Here is a 16364-nt window from a genome sequence, read left to right on the forward strand (position 1 = left end):
CCTGGAAGGCTCTGACTCACCCTCCGTCTTGACCTTTGACCTGAACTTTGGCAAGCCGTCCGTGGGTTAGCCACTCAAAAGAGGTGTCATTCTCCAGATCAAACACGCATCCGCTCGATGACACACCGCATTGGCACCTAGGATTCCCTCTATCACCTCACCCGGTCTCTTTCGACAGGAACCCCATGAGCGACACTTCCCCCTACGGCTTCGAGCACGTGCGGCGTGGGTACGACCGCGCTCAGGTGGACGAGTACATCTCCAAGATCATTTCTGATCGCGACAGCGCCTTCTCCCGCATCACCGCTCTGGAAAAGCGCATCGAGGAGCTCCACCTCGAGACTCAGAACGCCCAGGCCCAGGTCAACGACGCCGAGCCGTCGTACGCCGGTCTCGGTGCGCGGGTCGAGAAGATCCTGCGCCTCGCCGAGGAGGAGGCGAAGGACCTGCGGGAGGAGGCCCGGCGCGCCGCCGAGCAGCACCGCGAGCTCGCCGAGTCGGCGGCCCAGCAGGTGCGCAACGACGCCGAGTCGTACGCCGCGGAGCGCAAGGCCAAGGCCGAGGACGAGGGCGTCCGCATCGTCGAGAAGGCCAAGAGCGACGCGTCGCAGCTGCGGTCCGAGGCGCAGAAGGACGCGCAGTCCAAGCGCGAGGAGGCGGACGCCCTCTTCGAGGAGACCCGCGCCAAGGCCGCGCAGGCCGCCGCCGACTTCGAGACGAACCTGGCCAAGCGCCGGGAGCAGTCCGAGCGCGACCTGGCCTCCCGTCAGGCCAAGGCCGAGAAGCGGCTCGCGGAGATCGAGCACCGCGCGGAGCAGCTGCGCCTGGAGGCGGAGAAGCTGCGCACGGACGCCGAGCGCCGCGCCCGCCAGACCGTCGAGACCGCGCAGCGCCAGGCCGAGGACATCGTGGCCGACGCCAACGCCAAGGCCGACCGCATCCGTTCCGAGTCGGAGCGCGAGCTCGCCGCCCTCACCAACCGCCGAGACTCGATCAACGCGCAGCTCACCAACGTGCGCGAGATGCTGGCGACCCTCACGGGCGCCGCGGTGGCCGCCGCCGGCACGCCGGCCGAGGACGAGTCGGTCTCCCGCGGGGTGCCGGCCCAGCAGTCCCGCTGACGCCGGAGCACGCTCCGGCCGAACAAGAGCGGAACACGGGCGAAGCCTTCTGTCACTGGGGTGGCAGGGGGCTTCGTCACGTTCTAGCGTGGGCCGCATGATCGAGCTCGAGGGGCTGACCAAGCGGTACGGCGAGAAGGTGGCGGTCAACAATCTCACCTTCACCGTCAGACCCGGCATCATCACCGGTTTCCTCGGGCCGAACGGTGCGGGCAAGTCGACCACCATGCGGATGGTGCTGGGTCTGGACCGGCCCACCGCCGGCGACGTCCGCATCGACGGCCGCCGCTACGACCAGTTGAAGGACCCGCTCACCTACGTCGGCGCCCTGCTGGACGCCAAGGCGATGCACGGCGGACGCAGTGCCTACAACCACCTGCTGTGCCTGGCGCAGGCCAACGGGATCCCGGCCCGGCGGGTGCACGAGGTGCTGGACACCGTCGGTCTGACGGCGGTCGCGAAGAAGAAGGCCAAGGGCTTCTCCCTCGGCATGGGCCAGCGGCTGGGCATCGCCGGCGCGCTGCTCGGCGACCCGCGGATCCTGATGTTCGACGAGCCGGTCAACGGCCTGGACCCCGAGGGCATCCACTGGATCCGCAATCTGATGAAGACGCTGGCCGCCCAGGGCCGTACGGTCTTCGTCTCCTCCCACCTGATGAGCGAGATGGCGCTGACCGCCGACCATCTGGTCGTCATCGGCCAGGGCAGGCTGCTGGCGGACACCTCGATGGCCGAATTCATCGAGGAGAACTCCCGCAGTTACGTCCGGATCCGCACCCCGCAGCGGGAGCGGCTCCTCGACGTGCTGCACGGTGCCGGGATCACGGTCGTCGAGAGCGGCGCCGAGGTCCTGGAGGTCGACGGCGACAAGTCGGAGGCCATCGGCGAGCTCGCGGCGCGCAGCCAGATCGTGCTGCACGAGCTGAGCCCGCAGCGGGCCTCGCTGGAGGAGGCGTTCATGCAGCTGACGGCGGAGTCGGTGGAGTACCACGCCCACGACGGGCAGCCGCTCGCGGCCGCGCCCCCGGCGGCGGAGCAGGGCGGACAGCAGCGGGCACAGCAGTGGGGCAGCGACTGGAGGCAGCGATGAGCACGGCCGCGACACAGGTCGTCCGGTCCGAGTGGACCAAGATCCGGTCGGTGGCGTCCACGGTGTGGACGCTGTCCCTGGCCGTGGTCGTCACCGTCGCCCTCGGCATGCTGATCTCGGCCCTGTCGAAGAACGAGTTCGACGACATGAGCGAGCGGGACCGGCTCTCCTTCGACCCGACCTTCATCAGCTTCGCCGGGATGAGTCTCGGTCAGCTGGCGATGATCGTCTTCGGGGTGCTGGTGGTGGCGAACGAGTACAGCTCCGGCATGATCCGCACCTCGCTGGCGGCCGTGCCGCAGCGCGGCACCTTCCTGTTCAGCAAGATCGCCGTGGCCACCGGTCTCGCCTTCGTCGTCGCCATGATCACCAGCTTCGTCGCCTTCTTCCTCGGGCAGGCGATGCTCGGCGACCTCAAGGCGTCGATCGGTGACCCGGGCGTACTGCGGGCGGTCATCGGCGGCGGCCTCTACATGACCCTCATCGCGATGTTCTCGATGGGCGTCGCCGCGATGCTGCGCTCACCGATGCTGTCGCTCGGCATCCTGATGCCGTTCTTCTTCCTGATCTCCAACATCCTGGGCAACGTCGACGTGACCAAGAAGGTCGGCCAGTTCCTGCCCGACCAGGCCGGCAGCAAGATCATGCAGGTGGTGACACCGCTCGACGACGACACCCCGTACGGCCCGTGGGGCGGCCTCGGGATCATGGCGCTGTGGGTGGTGGCGGCGCTCGTCGGCGGATATCTGGTGCTGAAGCGGCGGGACGCCTAGGACCTGCCACGCCCCGCGACCCCGGCATGACCCAGACGGCAGGTCCTGGGGGCGGGTCCGGGGCGGCCGGTTCTTTTACCCGGACTTGAAGGGAACCGTCAGCGCCTCGATAAGCTCCTAACCCTTACGGGGGCGTGTGCCCCGCTGTCCTGAACCTTTCGATGGGTGCGGAGCATGATCGAGGCAGTCGGCCTGACCAAGCGCTACGGCGACAAGACCGCTGTGTACAACCTGTCCTTCCAGGTGCGGCCCGGCGCCGTCACCGGCTTCCTCGGACCGAACGGCTCCGGCAAGTCGACGACGATGCGCATGATCCTCGGCCTGGACAACCCGACCGCGGGACACGTGACGATCGGCGGCCACCCGTACCGCAGGCTCCCCAACGCCCCCCGTCAGGTCGGCGCCCTGCTCGACGCCAAGGCCGTGCACGGCGGCCGGTCCGCCCGCAACCACCTGCTGAGCCTGGCCCAGCTGTCGGGCATCCCCGCCCGGCGCGTGGACGAGGTGCTCGGCGTCGTCGGCCTGCAGGACGTGGCCAGGCGGCGCTCCAAGGGCTTCTCCCTCGGCATGGGCCAGCGGCTCGGCATCGCCGCCGCCCTGCTCGGCGACCCCCAGGTGCTGCTCTTCGACGAGCCGGTCAACGGCCTGGACCCCGAGGGCATCCTCTGGGTGCGGAACCTGATGAAGGCGCTCGCGGCGGAGGGCCGCACGGTCTTCGTCTCCTCGCACCTGATGAGCGAGATGGCGCTGACCGCCGACCACCTGATCGTCATCGGGCGCGGCCAGCTGCTCGCCGACATGAGCGTGACGGCCTTCATCTCGGCGAACTCCGCCGACTTCGCGCGGGTGCGCACGCCGGACACCGAGCCGCAGCTGCGCGAGAAGCTGACGTCCGCGCTGACCGAGGCGGGCGGGCACGTGCTGCCCGAGCAGGACGGCGCCCTGCGGGTGACCGGCCTGCCGCTGCCCCGGATCAGCGACCTCGCGCACGAGTCCGACGTACGGCTGTGGGAGCTGTCGCCGCACCAGGCCTCGCTGGAGGAGGCGTACATGCGGATGACGCAGGGCGCCGTCGACTACCGGTCGACCATCGACCAGAAGGCCGGGCTCCAGCAGCCGCTGCCGCCCGGCGCGCAGCCGGCGATGCCGGTGCCCGGACAGGGCCAGCCCGGCTGGTACGCGCCGCCGCCGCCCCAGCCGGGCGGTCGGCCCGCGCCCCAGGGACCGGCGGGCCAGGCCCCGGCGGGCTCCTACGGCGCCCCGGCCGCGCCCGGTGCGCCCGCTGCCGGCGCTGCTCCCGCTGCGGGCGCCCCCTCGGGCAACCCGTACGCGCAGCCGTCCCCGCCGGCCCCCGCGACCGCGCCGGCCGCCCCCGCCCCCGCTCCTGTCGCCCCGGCTCCCGTCACCGCCCCAGCCCCCGCCGCGCCCGTCACCGACCCGACCAAGTCCGAGGACGCCCGATGAGCACGCCCCAGCCCCCGATGCCGCAGGCCGCACCCCAGTGGCAGGCGGCGCCCGGTTCGCCGTACCCCACCTACACCTCGCCGATCCCGGTGGTGCGCACGCACCTCGGGCACGCGCTGGCCTCCGAGTGGACCAAGATCAGGTCGGTGCGCTCGACGATGTGGACGCTGGGCGTGTTCGTCCTGCTGGTCCTCGGCATCGGCACGCTGACCGGAGTGGTGGTGGCGAACTCGACCACGGACGCGTCCGGTGAGAGCGCGCTCAGCCTGGGCTTCTTCGGTCTGCTGCTGGGCAGCATGTGCCTGATCACGCTCGGCGTGCTGACCACCGCCTCGGAGTACGGCACCGGCATGGTCCGTACGACGATGACCGCGTGCCCCAGCCGCGGCCGGGTGCTTGCCGCCAAGGCGATCGTCTTCTTCCTGGTCGCCTTCGTGGTGACGCTGGTGTCCTCGACGCTCATCGCCCTGATGCACGTCGCCCTGCTGGAGGACCACGGCGCGGTGTCGCCCTCCGGCGAGGAGTGGCTGAAGGGCACCGTGGGCGTCTCGCTCTACGTGGCGCTGCTCGGACTGCTCTCGCTCGCCGTCGGCTCGGTCATCCGGCACTCGGCGGGGGCCATCACCATCATGATCGGGGCCGTGCTGGCGCCGCTGGTGATCGCGCTGTTCATGTTCTCGCGGTCCCTGGAGGACGTGCGCACCGCCCTGTTCGAGTACTCGATCCCGAACCAGATGAGCATCTTCTACACCAACTCGCTCACGGAGTCCGGCCCGTCCGGCTGGGACCCGCTGTGGATCATGCTCGTGGTGACGGCCCTCGTGTTCGCCGGCGCCTTCGCCCTGCTGCAGAAGCGGGACGTCTGAGGGCCGCTCAGAACCTCGGCGCGTTACGGGACCGCTGCACCCGCGTGGTGCGGCGGTCCTTCGCGTTCCAGCAGGCCTTGTGCCAGTGCCGCCGGTCGTCGACGCCCGCGTGCGCCGGCCAGGCCACCACGTGCGGGACGCCGTCCGGGATCAGCTGGTCGCAGCCCGGGCAGCGGTACGACTTCCCCTGCGCGCTCGCGCCCGCCACGTGCCGTACGCTCCAGTCCTCGCCCTGCCAGCTCTCCGAGGACTGCCAGCCGCCGTAGCGGCCGGAGCCGTCGTCCTCGGCGCTCCGGCCGGACTGGCCGGCTCCCTTGGGTCGGTTGCGACGCGGGGACACGGGACACCTCACGGAGCTATACAGGAACTACGGACCGCGTCCAGCCTACGCGGCACGGGCGGGCGCCTTCGGACCTCCCGTGACGGCCGATTCTGCAGACAATCCGCAAATCCCTTCGCCCGGCCGTGTCCTCGGCACGTGTCGGACGGTTATGCCGTGTGGGGGAGCTCCGTGTCGGAGCCGAGGAAGCAGGAAGAGCAATGCGCGTTGGAAGTTTCGTGTTGGGTGCCCAGTTCCCGGGCCAGGGCCAGGGAGAAGCGCTGCACCGCGCGGTCCGCTCGGCCGAGGTCGCCGAGGAGGCGGGGCTCGACACGGTCTGGCTGGCCGAGCACCACTTCGTGCCGTACGGCACGTGTCCGTCGGCCGTGACGCTGGCCGCGCTGCTGCTGGGCCGCACCCGCCGCATCCGGGTGGGCACGGCGGTCAGCGTGCTGCCCACCGTCCACCCCGTGGCGCTCGGCGAGCAGGCCGCGCTGCTGCACGTCACGAGCGGCGGCCGGTTCTCGCTGGGCGTGGGCCGCGGCGGCCCGTGGGTCGACCTGGAGGTGTTCGGCGCGGGCCTGGAGGCGTACGAAAAGGGGTTCCCCGAGTCACTCGATCTGCTGGTGCGCTGGCTGCGCGAACCGGCCGTCGGCGCCTTCGGGGACCGCTTCCGGTTTCGCGAGGTGCCCGTCGTGCCGCGGCCCTCGGAGTCGCTGTCCGAGGCGCCGGGACCGGAGGTCGTGGTGGCCTGCACCTCCCCGGCGAGCGTGCGCACGGCGGCGGAGCGGGGACTGCCGATGCTGCTCGGCATGCACGTCGGGGACGAGGAGAAGGCCGAGATGGTCGCCCTGTGGCGGCGGCACGCCCGCGCCGCCGGCCGCCCGGAACCGGAGATCCAGGACGCGGCCCACGTCTCGGCCGGCGTCTGCCAGATCGCGGACCGGCGCGCCGACGCGGCGGAGACGCTGCTCAAGGCGATGCCGGGCTGGCTGCGGCAGGGCCTGGGCGCCCATGTCACGGTGGACGGCCGTGCCCGGCGGATGCGCGACCCGCTGGCGTACACCGAACTGCTCTGCGGACTCCACCCGGTGGGCACCCCCCGGCTGTGCGCGGACCGGCTCGCGGCGACCGGCGAGCGGACCGGCATCTCCCGTTTCGCGCTGCTCGTCGAGGGCTCCGGCGACCTCGCGGCCACCGAGGAGAACGTACGGCGGCTCGGGACGGAGGTGCTCCCCCAGCTCCGCTGAGCGGGCCGGGGACGGACGCCCGGGACCCGCGAGGGTCCGGGCGGACAGCTTGCCGCTCCGGTACGAACCGCACCTCCCGCGTACGGAACGGCAAGCGGACGACCATCGCGTCAGCAGTCGCGGAACTCGGGCGACTGATTCAGGATCTGGCTGCGCACCGAGGTGAAACGGGTCAGCTTCTCGTCGACGGAGGAGTCCAACGGGAACACCGCCACCCGGTGGCAGTTCTGGAAGGCCAGCCGCACCCCGAAGTGCCGCTGCAGCGCACCGCGTATGGCGTCACTCGCGAGCGCTCGCAGCAGCTGACCGCGCGCCTGCTCGTCCGGCGGGGGCGTCTGGTTGTCGGCGAACGCTCCGCCGTCGACCTTCAGCTGTGCCACCAGGGAGCTGATCATCTCCCACGCGTAGGGCAGGGAGGTCCGGACGCAGTCGACGAATTCTGCTTCGTCGACCTCGCCTCGCTCGGCCTTTTCGAGTAGGGCCGGTGAGACGTCGAGCGACATGGGTACTCCTCTCGCACCCCCGAACGACAGGGGTTGCCGGACAGTGAAGGGAGCGCGCGATGCCGGACACGCTGAGTACACACCTCGCGACCTCCCGTTCAATACCGTAAGCAACCGATCGTGACCGCACCAGGAGAATGCCCAGATGGGCATCATCCGGTACGCACACAATCGGCCAGTGCGCAACACGGGTCCAATGGGAGAAGTGGGGCGTTCCGTCGGGCGCCGGGGGCGGAGGCGAATCGCGCCGGGAGGGGCGCGTCGAGTAGCGTTGCCGACCATGCGTCTCGTCATTGCCCGCTGCTCCGTCGACTACGCCGGACGGCTCACCGCCCACCTCCCCTCGGCCCCCCGGCTGATTCTGGTCAAGGCGGACGGCAGCGTCTCGATCCATGCCGACGACCGGGCCTACAAGCCCCTGAACTGGATGTCGCCTCCCTGCACCCTCAAGGAGGGCGCCGGTGACGAGGCGGGCGTCTGGACCGTCGTCAACAAGACGGGCGAGAAGCTCATCATCACGATGGAGGAGATCCTCCACGACTCCTCGCACGAACTCGGCGTCGATCCCGGCCTGATCAAGGACGGCGTCGAGGCGCACCTCCAGGAGCTGCTCGCCGACCGCATCGAGACCCTCGGCGAGGGCTACACCCTGATCCGCCGCGAGTACCCGACGGCCATCGGCCCCGTCGACATCCTCTGCCGGGACGCCGACGGGAAGACCGTCGCCGTCGAGATCAAGCGGCGGGGCGAGATCGACGGCGTGGAGCAGCTCACGCGTTACCTGGAGCTGCTGAACCGGGATCCCCATCTCGCCCCGGTGCGCGGCGTCTTCGCCGCCCAGGAGATCAAGCCGCAGGCCCGGGTGCTGGCCACCGACCGCGGCATCGGCTGCCAGGTGCTGGACTACAACGCCCTGCGGGGCATCGAGGACGACAAGCTGCGGCTGTTCTGAGCGGTACGGGCGTCGAGCCCGTGCACGGAAGGGGCCGGGTCCGTGGTGCGGACCCGGCCCCTTCGTGTCGCCTCAGATGATCTGTCCGGTCGTCGGGGCGGATCCCGTGCCGCCGGTGGAGGTGCCGCTCTGCGTCGCGGTCGCGGTGCCGCCGGCGGGAGCGCTCGCGGTGGTCGGGGTGGTGGTGCCGGGGCCGCTCGCGCTGTCGGAGGTCTCCGGGGTCGACGGCGGGGGCGGCTGCGACGTCGGCGACTCGGAGGGCGGTTCGGACGTGGGCGTCTCCGACGGCGGAGTGGTGGGCGGCTTGGACGTCGTCGGCGGCTTCGACGTCGTGGGCGGCTCGGACGACGCCGGCGGCTGCGTCTTCGTCGGCGAGCCCGGGCCGCTCGGGCCGCTCGGGCCGCCGGAACCGCTCGGGTGTCCGGGCCCGCTGCTGCCGCCGGCGCTGCCCGACGGCCGGGCCGTCTCGCTCGGCGCCGGGTCGTCGGAGGTGCCGAGGGTGCCGTCCGGGCCGGGGTCGCTCGGACGGGCGGTCGCCTCGCCGGTGTCCGCGGAGCCGTTGCCGTCGTCCTCCGGCCGGTCGGCGCCCAGACTGCCGTCGTCGACGCCCTGGCTGGCCGACGGGTTGACGCCGACCTGGTCGGCGGGTGTGCCCGCGTCGCCCTCGGAGGTGGCGCCCAGCGTCACCACCGTGCCGAGCACGGCGACGAGCAGCGCGCCCGCGCCGGCGGCCACCAGATTGCGCCGCGCGAGGCCCTTGATGCCGCCTCCGGGCTTGCGGGACGGCCCGGGGGACGGTTCCCGGCGGACGACGAGCGTCGGGGACTGCGGGGACGGCTGGAGCGGCGGGAAGGGCGCGGGCACACCGGCCGGCGGCGACGCGGACTCCTCGTGCCGGGCGTCGGGCACCTCCTCGCCCGCGGTCGGACCGAAGACGGTGCCGAACGCGCTGCCGCCGGCCCCGAGTCCGGCCGCCGTGGCACCGGACGCGCCGGTGCCCGGGCCGGGTGTGTCGCCCGAGCGGTCCACCACCAGCGCGAGGGCACGGCGGCCCGCGACGGCGCCGCGCTTGTCGGAGAGCGCGCCGCGCAGGCCGATGGACGCCTCCAGTTCGGCGCGGGCCCGGTCCAGCTGTCCCTCGCACAGGGCGAGGACGCCGAGTTCGTGGTGGAAGTGCGCCTGCTCGGCGACGTCACCGGCGAGCCGGGAGGCCTCGGCGCCGGAGCGCAGCGCCCGTTCCCAGGCGCTCCAGTGGAGTCCGGCGGCGAACGCGGGCGCCGCGGTGCGGGCCAGCCGGACGGCGGGGCTCTCCTCGTCGTCCACGGGCGGGGTGGTCGCCGGCACCAGCACGGCGAGGGCGGCCAGTACGGCGTCGGCCTCGGTGCAGACCCGCTCGGGCGTGACCGAGGGGTGCCCCGCCCACCAGGCGTAGTGCCGGGCGGCGGCCAGTGCCCGCTCCCGGGCGTCGTCGGCGTACCCGGCGCTCTCCAGCTGGGTGAGGACCCCGGCGGCGAGCCGGTAGCGGGAGCCGACCGGCGAGACCAGTCCGCAGTCGGCCAGCTCGCCGAGGGCGGCGTCCGCGTGGGTGTCGCCGACCAGCGCGGGCAGGTGCGCCTGGTGCGGCACCTCGCCGCCGAGGGCGACGGCCAGTTCGAGGGCGGCGCGGGCGGAGGCGCTCAGCCGGGCGGCGAGCAGCGGCGCGGGTGCGGCGGCCTCGCCGACGGACGGCAGGGGCACCTCGTCGCCGTCGGCGCCGTCGTAGGGCGTGTCGTCGTCCGGGCGGGCGTCGGCGAAGACGCCGAACTCGTCGACGGCGTCGGCCCCGGCCCGCAGCCGGTCGCGCCGGCGCAGCAGCGCACCGGCCTGCACGAAGCGCAGCGGCAGGCCCTCGGACTCGAACCACAGGTCGCCCGCCCAGTTGGCCTCCTCGTCGGTGAGGGACCGTCCGGCCGCGCGCTCCAGCAGCTCCACGCCGTCCGAGCGGTCGAGGCCGGTGAGGAAGACCTCCTCGACGGCGGAGCCGGCGGAGGGGGCGGGCACGTCCGGCGTCGCGGCGACGAGGAAGGCGCACTCGGGGGTGGCGTCCAGCAGTTCGTCGAGGGCGGTGGCGCCGAGCTCGGCGTCGTCCAGGACGACGACCGCGCCGACATCCCGGACGAGGCCGAGCAGTTCGTCCCGTTCCGGCCGGTGCAGGGGGGCGCGGTACACGGCGTGGAAGAGGTCGTACAGCAGGTCGTCGACCGTGCGGCGGAAGCCGTTGAGGCGGATCACGCCGTCGGGGGCGAGGTCGGCGCAGTCCTCGGCGACGACGTCGAGGAGGCTGGTGCGGCCGGAGCCGGACGGGCCGGTCAGGCGCACCGACCGGCCGCGGGCGAGCAGCCGGGCCAGGCGCTCGCGTTCGTCCTGGCGGGCCAGGAGCCCGAGCGCGGGCGGCACCGGCCCCGGGGGGACGGGCGGCCGGGCGGCGCGCTCCAGCTCGGCGCGTTCGGCCGCGGTGAGCCGCTGCGGCCGGGCGGGGCGCTCGGTGGGCGGGCAGACCTCGATCTCGCTGCCGTCGACGGGGTTGACGGTGAGCAGGAAGTCGCCGGAGACGAGCCGCACGGTGCGGGCGAGCGCGGGCGCGTGCTGTCCGAAGTCGGGTGTGAGGGGGTCCCTGGGCGGGCGCGGGCGCGGCGTGCTGCCGTCGTGGCCGTGCTCCTCGGGTCCCCGGGTGTTCGGGTCCATAGGTCCAAGCCCCCCAAAAGCGTCGTGTGCCGGGTCCCCGGTCGGGACCACCCCTCCCGGCCTTGCCGCACACCGCGCTGTCGCTTCTGGTCCGGGCCCGCCAGTGGGTTGCGATGCGGCGGGCAGCCAGACCCTAAACCTTCGCTCAGTATGTCCGACAGTCCGGGGTGCCGGCCCGTCCGAGACGTCACGGTCTCGTGAGGATTGCGCGCGTCGGGCGTTTCGCCGGACCGTGTCCCGCGGGTCCGCGCGGCCGCCGGAGGGCACCGGCTCCCGGGCGTCACACCCTGGGCAGGGTCTCCACGCCGATGCCGCCCTCGATGGCCAGGATCCTGTGCAGCCGGGTGGCCACCAGCAGGCGCTGCATCTGCGGCGGTACGCCGCGCAGCACCAGGCGCCGGCCGCAGCGGCCGGCCCGCCGGTGGGCCCCCATGATCACCCCGAGCCCGGTGGCGTCCCAGGAGTCCAGCTCTGACAGGTTCAGGACCAGGTCGCCGACTCCGTCGTCGACGGCCGAGTGCAGGACCGTACGGGCGTCCGCCGCGCTGCGCACGTCGAGGCGGCCCCCGACGACCAGCTCGACGTGGTCGCCCCTGATGTGCATATGCGCTCCCCGGCATGCGTCTCGGCGATGTGTCCCACGGGGTGATTTCTCGTCCCGCGAGGTGGTCTCTCGGCGGTATCAGGTCATGCAACCTCTGACTGACCGGAACGATCGGAGGTTGCCGCCTGTAAGCGAACCGATACCGAATTCACCCCGGCGTGTGATGTTGCGCGGGCCGGGGGTGGACTCGGTGCGGACTCAGTGCTTGTAGAAGCCCTGCCCGCTCTTGCGCCCGATGTCACCGGCGTCCACCATCCGGCGCATCAGCTCCGGCGGGGCGAACTTCTCGTCCTGGGACTCGGTGTAGATGTTGCTCGTGGCGTGCAGCAGGATGTCGACGCCCGTCAGGTCGGCGGTGGCCAGCGGCCCCATGGCGTGGCCGAAGCCCAGCTTGCAGGCGAGGTCGATGTCCTCGGCGGTGGCGACGCCCGACTCGTACAGCTTCGCGGCCTCGACGACGAGGGCGGAGATGAGGCGGGTCGTCACGAAGCCGGCGACGTCGCGGTTGACGACGATGCAGGTCTTGCCGGTGGACTCGGCGAACTCGCGGGCGGTGGCGAGCGTTTCGTCGCTGGTCTTGTAGCCGCGCACCAGCTCGCACAGCTGCATCATCGGGACCGGCGAGAAGAAGTGGGTGCCGACGACCCGCTCGGGGCGCTCGGTCACGGCCGCGATCTTGGTGATCGGGATGGCGGAGGTGTTGGACGCGAGGATCGCCTCGTCCTTCACCAGCTTGTCGAGGGCGCGGAAGATCTCGTGCTTGACTTCCAGCTTCTCGAAGACGGCCTCGACGACCACGTCCGCGTCGGCGGCGGCGTCCAGGTCGGTGGTCGCGGTGATGCGGGCGAGGGCGGCCTCGGCGTCGTCCGCGGCGAGCTTGCCCTTGGCGACGAACTTGTCGTACGAGGCCTTGATGCCGTCGGTCCCCCGCCGGATCGCCTCGTCGGTCACGTCGCGCAGGACGACGTCCCAGCCCGCCTGGGCGGAGACCTGGGCGATGCCGGACCCCATGAGTCCGGCTCCGATGACGGCGAGCTTCCGTGCCACTGTGCGACTCCCCTGATACAGGCCGTTTGTGTCCTCTCGGCCGGAGATTAGCGGGCGTGAGCCGCTGTGTGACCGGTTAGTAACGCGCGTCACGTCTCAGATGACGGACATCACACCGGGGGGTGCCATTCGGGTGTCAGTCCGCGCCCCGGACGGCGTAGTTGAGGACCCGGTCGCTCAACAGGTCCTCCATCTCGTCCAGCAGCACGAGGGTGTCCCGGGACACTTCGGCGGGTTTCCCCCCGGCCGTCATGCGGCGGCCGACGGCCGTCATCACCGTGCCGTGCAGCCAGCTGATCTGACCGGCCATCAGCGACGGCACGGGGTCGTCGTCGGGGGCGCCGGTCACCTCGCGCAGGGTGCGCTCCAGGTCGTTCTGCACCTCCTGGGCGATCGCCCAGAGCCGGGAACGCAGGGCGGGCGAGGCCTCGATGACCCCCATGAACCGCGCGTATCCGTCCATGAGGCCCATCCGGGGCGAGACCGACTCGACCTCCTCGCGCAGCTCCCGCAGCACGGCCCGGGCCGCCGACTCCCCGTCGCGCCGCCCGCGCACCCAGCGCGAGAGCCGGTCGGTCACACCCTTGGAGCGGTCGAGGAAGAGATCCTCCTTGGCCGGGAAGTAGTTGTAGACGGTGTTGACGGAGACGTTCGCGGCGTCCGCGACCTCCGCCACCGTCACCGCCTCGAAGCCGCGCTCCAGGAACAGCCCCGTGGCCACATCCGAGATGTACTGCCGGGTCTGCCGCTTCTTCCGTTCCCTGAGTCCCTCTGCCATGTCCGCATCCTAGCTTCGCTGGGGCCGATCAAAACTTGGGGTCATTGCAAAATTACAGTGACTCTGTTTTTCTGGGCGCATGGCAATCATCAGTACGGCCGGACTGGCCCGTACCTTCGTCACGAAGCAGGGCCCGGTCGAGGCCGTGCGCGGCATCGACCTGACGGTGCGCGAGGGCGAGATCCTCGGCCTCCTGGGCCCCAACGGCGCCGGCAAGACGACGACCCTCCGGATGCTCACGACCCTGCTCGCCCCCACCGGCGGCGCGGCCACCGTCGCCGGCCACGACCTGGCGACCGACCCCGCCGGGGTGCGCCGGGCCTGCGGGTACGTGGCCCAGTCGGGCGGCGTGGACCCGCAGCTCACCGTGCGGGAGGAGCTGGTCACCCAGGGCCGCCTGTACCGCCTGTCCAGGGCGCGGGCGGCCGAACGCGCCGGAGAGCTGGCCCGCGACCTGGATCTGGAGGGGCTGCTCGACCACAGGTGCGGCGCCCTCTCCGGCGGTCAGCGGCGCCGGCTGGACATCGCGATGGCGCTCACCCACGGTCCCGAGGTGCTCTTCCTGGACGAGCCGACCACCGGTCTGGACCCGGGCAGCCGCGCCGGCCTGTGGGACCTGGTGCGCCGGCTGCGCGACGAGAACGGCACGACCGTCTTCCTGACCACCCACTACCTCGACGAGGCCGACGCGCTCTCCGACCGCCTGGTCGTCGTCGACCGGGGCGTGGTGGCGGCCGAGGGCACGCCGGCCGCCCTGAAGCTGGAGTACGGCGGCTCGCTCGACGCCTCGCTCCAGGACACCTTCCTCGCCATCACCGGCCGCGGCGCCGCGCCCGCGGACGCCACCCCCGTCGCCGTCTAGCACCCCCCGGGAACTCCGATGCTGCTCCACGACACCGGCCTGATCTACGGCCGCTATCTGCGCCAGTCCCTGCGCTCACGCTTCGCGCTGCTCTTCGGCGTCCTGATGCCGCTGCTGTACCTGCTCTTCTTCGGGCCGCTGCTGACCGATCTCCCGCTGGGCGGGCGGGGCAGCTCCTGGCAGGTGCTGGTGCCCGGACTGCTGCTGCAACTCGGGCTGTTCGGCGCCTCGTTCGCCGGCTTCATGATCATCCTGGAGAAGGGGCAGGGGGTGGTCGAGCGGATGCGCGTCACGCCCGTCAGCCGGCTGGCCCTGCTGCTGGGCCGGGTGCTGCGGGAGGCGACGGTGTTCGTCTTCCAGGCGGTGCTGCTGGTGCTGGCCGCCGTCGCGATGGGGCTCAGGGCACCGCTGCCCGGCGTGCTGATCGGGTTCGCGTTCGTCGCGCTGCTCACCGTCTCCCTGGCGTCGCTGTCCTACGCGCTGGCGATGAAGGTCGCCACCCCGCAGGGGTTCGGGCCGGTGATCAACGCGCTGACCATGCCCGCGATGCTGCTGAGCGGCCTGATGCTGCCCATGACGCTGGGCCCGCGCTGGCTGGACGTGCTGTCCCACCTCATGCCGTTCCGCTATCTGGTGGACGCCGTGCGGGACGCCTTCGTCGGCCACTACGCCACCGCGCACATGCTGTACGGCGCCCTGGTCGCCGTCGGACTGACGGCACTGTCCGTGACGGTGGGCACACGCGTGTTCCGGACCGCCGGGGCGTAACTACGCTGGCCCCATGGTCAACCTGACGCGCATCTACACCCGGACCGGCGACCAGGGCACCACCGCCCTCGGTGACATGAGCCGGGTCCCCAAGACCGATCTCAGGATCTCCGCGTACGCCGACGCCAACGAGGCGAACGCGGTGATCGGCACGGCGATCGCCCTCGGCGGCCTGCACGAGGAGGTCGTGAAGGTCCTCGTCCGCGTCCAGAACGACCTGTTCGACGTGGGCGCGGACCTGTCCACGCCGGTGGTGGAGAACCCGGAGTACCCGCCCCTGCGGGTCGAGCAGTTCTACGTCGACAAGCTGGAGGCGGACTGCGACCGCTTCCTGGCCGAGGTGGAGAAGCTCCGCTCCTTCATCCTCCCCGGCGGCACCCCCGGCGCGGCCCTGCTGCACCAGGCGTGCACGGTGGTGAGGCGGGCCGAGCGCTCGACGTGGGCGGCGCTGGAGGTCCACGGCGAGACCATGAACCCGCTCACCGCGACCTACCTCAACCGCCTCTCCGACCTGCTGTTCATCCTGGCGCGCGTCGCCAACAAGGAGGTCGGCGACGTGCTGTGGGTGCCGGGCGGGGAGCGCTAGCGCGCCCCCTCCGTCTCCCGGCCCGAGGGGGTCGGGACCGTCCCGCCCGGGGCCTTCTTCGGCCAGATCGCGTACGTCAGCGCGATCAGGCCGTGGATGCCCACCGCCCTGAGCGCCACCCACTGGAAGTTCCGCAGGGACGAGATGTTCCCGTCGTCCCCGACGTACCACACGGCGCCCTGGAGCAGCGCGCAGGCCACCGCGGCGCCCAGCACCGTGCGCAGCCACAGCCGTGCCTCGTGCAGGGCGCGGGCCGTGCCGTAGCGGGGCGGCTTCGGCGGGGGCGGGCCTCCGGCCAGGCGGTGGGCGGCGTGGCCGTCGAGCCAGCGGATCGTGTAGTGGCCGTACGCGACGGTGTAGCCGATGTACAGCGCCGCCAGGCCGTGCTCCCAGCCCGGCTCGGCCCCGTTCCTGAGGTCGACCGCCGTGACGGCGAACAGCACCAGTTCCAGCAGCGGCTCGCACAGCAGCAGGACCACACTGGTACGGCGCCACTTCAGCAGGTAGCGGGCGGCCAGCCCGAGCGCCAGCAGCACCCAGAAGCCGGCCTCGCAGGCGATGATCAACGCGACGACCACGACGCACTCCTCTCGTTCACCCTTCCAGGCTCCCGGGGGAATCCGCGGCGTACGTCGTCGCCGGTGACGAACCCGCGGT

The 16364-nt window shown here is 72.2% G+C and carries 17 protein-coding genes; 10 read left to right on the top strand and 7 right to left on the bottom strand.

Annotation, left to right across the window (positions count from 1 at the left end):
- The first annotated feature begins 185 nt into the window (after positions 1–185).
- The 5 genes from ACGF3H_RS26500 (at position 186) to ACGF3H_RS26520 (ending at position 5314) form a co-directional block, all read left to right on the top strand.
- Positions 186–1121 carry a cellulose-binding protein gene (locus tag ACGF3H_RS26500; protein WP_362496921.1) on the top strand — a complete coding sequence of 312 codons (936 nt, stop codon included), beginning with the start codon at positions 186–188 and terminating at the stop codon, positions 1119–1121.
- 97 nt (positions 1122–1218) lie between these two features.
- Positions 1219–2211 carry an ATP-binding cassette domain-containing protein gene (locus ACGF3H_RS26505; RefSeq protein WP_362496923.1) on the top strand — a complete coding sequence of 331 codons (993 nt, stop codon included), beginning with the start codon at positions 1219–1221 and terminating at the stop codon, positions 2209–2211.
- Positions 2208–2984: an ABC transporter permease gene (locus ACGF3H_RS26510; RefSeq protein ID WP_362496926.1), complete on the top strand. Its 777-nt coding sequence runs from the start codon at positions 2208–2210 to the stop codon at positions 2982–2984. The genes ACGF3H_RS26505 and ACGF3H_RS26510 overlap by 4 nt, the downstream gene beginning before the upstream one ends.
- 174 nt (positions 2985–3158) lie before the next feature.
- A complete protein-coding gene (locus tag ACGF3H_RS26515; protein WP_362496929.1) occupies positions 3159–4448 on the top strand; it encodes an ATP-binding cassette domain-containing protein in 1290 nt (429 codons plus the stop codon).
- Positions 4445–5314, top strand: a complete 870-nt coding sequence (locus ACGF3H_RS26520) for an ABC transporter permease subunit (protein ID WP_362496931.1) — start codon at positions 4445–4447, stop codon at positions 5312–5314. Before ACGF3H_RS26515 ends, ACGF3H_RS26520 begins: the two co-directional genes overlap by 4 nt.
- 7 nt (positions 5315–5321) lie before the next feature.
- Here the strand turns inward: ACGF3H_RS26520 and ACGF3H_RS26525 are convergent, their stop codons facing one another.
- Positions 5322–5654, bottom strand: coding sequence for an ATP/GTP-binding protein (locus ACGF3H_RS26525; protein WP_362496934.1), 333 nt, complete (start codon positions 5652–5654; stop codon positions 5322–5324).
- A gap of 200 nt (positions 5655–5854) precedes the next feature.
- On the opposite strand from ACGF3H_RS26525, the gene ACGF3H_RS26530 reads away from it, so the two are divergent.
- Positions 5855–6883, top strand: coding sequence for an LLM class flavin-dependent oxidoreductase (locus tag ACGF3H_RS26530; RefSeq protein ID WP_362496937.1), 1029 nt, complete (start codon positions 5855–5857; stop codon positions 6881–6883).
- A gap of 110 nt (positions 6884–6993) precedes the next feature.
- Here ACGF3H_RS26530 and ACGF3H_RS26535 read toward each other — a convergent pair whose 3' ends face one another.
- Complete coding sequence (locus ACGF3H_RS26535; protein WP_362496940.1) at positions 6994–7386, bottom strand: SCO5389 family protein; 393 nt, start codon at positions 7384–7386, stop codon at positions 6994–6996.
- 280 nt (positions 7387–7666) lie between these two features.
- Here ACGF3H_RS26535 and nucS point away from each other — a divergent pair, with 280 nt between their 5' ends.
- Positions 7667–8338 (top strand): endonuclease NucS, encoded by a 672-nt coding sequence (nucS, locus tag ACGF3H_RS26540; RefSeq protein ID WP_362496943.1) that lies wholly within the window; start codon positions 7667–7669, stop codon positions 8336–8338.
- Between the two features lie 72 nt (positions 8339–8410).
- Here the strand turns inward: nucS and ACGF3H_RS26545 are convergent, their stop codons facing one another.
- From ACGF3H_RS26545 to ACGF3H_RS26560, 4 genes are all read right to left on the bottom strand, one after another.
- Positions 8411–11062 (bottom strand): ATP-binding protein, encoded by a 2652-nt coding sequence (locus tag ACGF3H_RS26545; RefSeq protein ID WP_362496946.1) that lies wholly within the window; start codon positions 11060–11062, stop codon positions 8411–8413.
- A 280-nt stretch (positions 11063–11342) separates the two neighbouring features.
- Positions 11343–11666: an STAS domain-containing protein gene (locus tag ACGF3H_RS26550; protein WP_362496949.1), complete on the bottom strand. Its 324-nt coding sequence runs from the start codon at positions 11664–11666 to the stop codon at positions 11343–11345.
- A gap of 198 nt (positions 11667–11864) precedes the next feature.
- Positions 11865–12713, bottom strand: coding sequence for a 3-hydroxyacyl-CoA dehydrogenase family protein (locus ACGF3H_RS26555; RefSeq protein WP_362496952.1), 849 nt, complete (start codon positions 12711–12713; stop codon positions 11865–11867).
- A gap of 136 nt (positions 12714–12849) precedes the next feature.
- A complete protein-coding gene (locus ACGF3H_RS26560; RefSeq protein ID WP_362496955.1) occupies positions 12850–13491 on the bottom strand; it encodes a TetR/AcrR family transcriptional regulator in 642 nt (213 codons plus the stop codon).
- Between the two features lie 79 nt (positions 13492–13570).
- On the opposite strand from ACGF3H_RS26560, the gene ACGF3H_RS26565 reads away from it, so the two are divergent.
- From ACGF3H_RS26565 to ACGF3H_RS26575, 3 genes are read left to right on the top strand one after another with little or no spacing between them, the layout of a single operon-like run.
- Entirely contained in the window at positions 13571–14353 is a 783-nt protein-coding gene (locus ACGF3H_RS26565; protein ID WP_362496957.1) for an ATP-binding cassette domain-containing protein, read from the top strand.
- 18 nt (positions 14354–14371) lie between these two features.
- Entirely contained in the window at positions 14372–15121 is a 750-nt protein-coding gene (locus tag ACGF3H_RS26570) for an ABC transporter permease (RefSeq protein ID WP_362496960.1), read from the top strand.
- Between the two features lie 13 nt (positions 15122–15134).
- Positions 15135–15707 (top strand): cob(I)yrinic acid a,c-diamide adenosyltransferase, encoded by a 573-nt coding sequence (locus ACGF3H_RS26575; protein ID WP_362496964.1) that lies wholly within the window; start codon positions 15135–15137, stop codon positions 15705–15707.
- Here the strand turns inward: ACGF3H_RS26575 and ACGF3H_RS26580 are convergent.
- Entirely contained in the window at positions 15704–16285 is a 582-nt protein-coding gene (locus tag ACGF3H_RS26580; RefSeq protein WP_362496967.1) for a hypothetical protein, read from the bottom strand. The genes ACGF3H_RS26575 and ACGF3H_RS26580 overlap by 4 nt on opposite strands.
- Between the last annotated feature and the right edge of the window lie 79 nt (positions 16286–16364).

The organism is Streptomyces sp. NPDC048185 (genome assembly GCF_043202495.1).
Classification (GTDB): Bacteria; Actinomycetota; Actinomycetes; order Streptomycetales; family Streptomycetaceae; genus Streptomyces.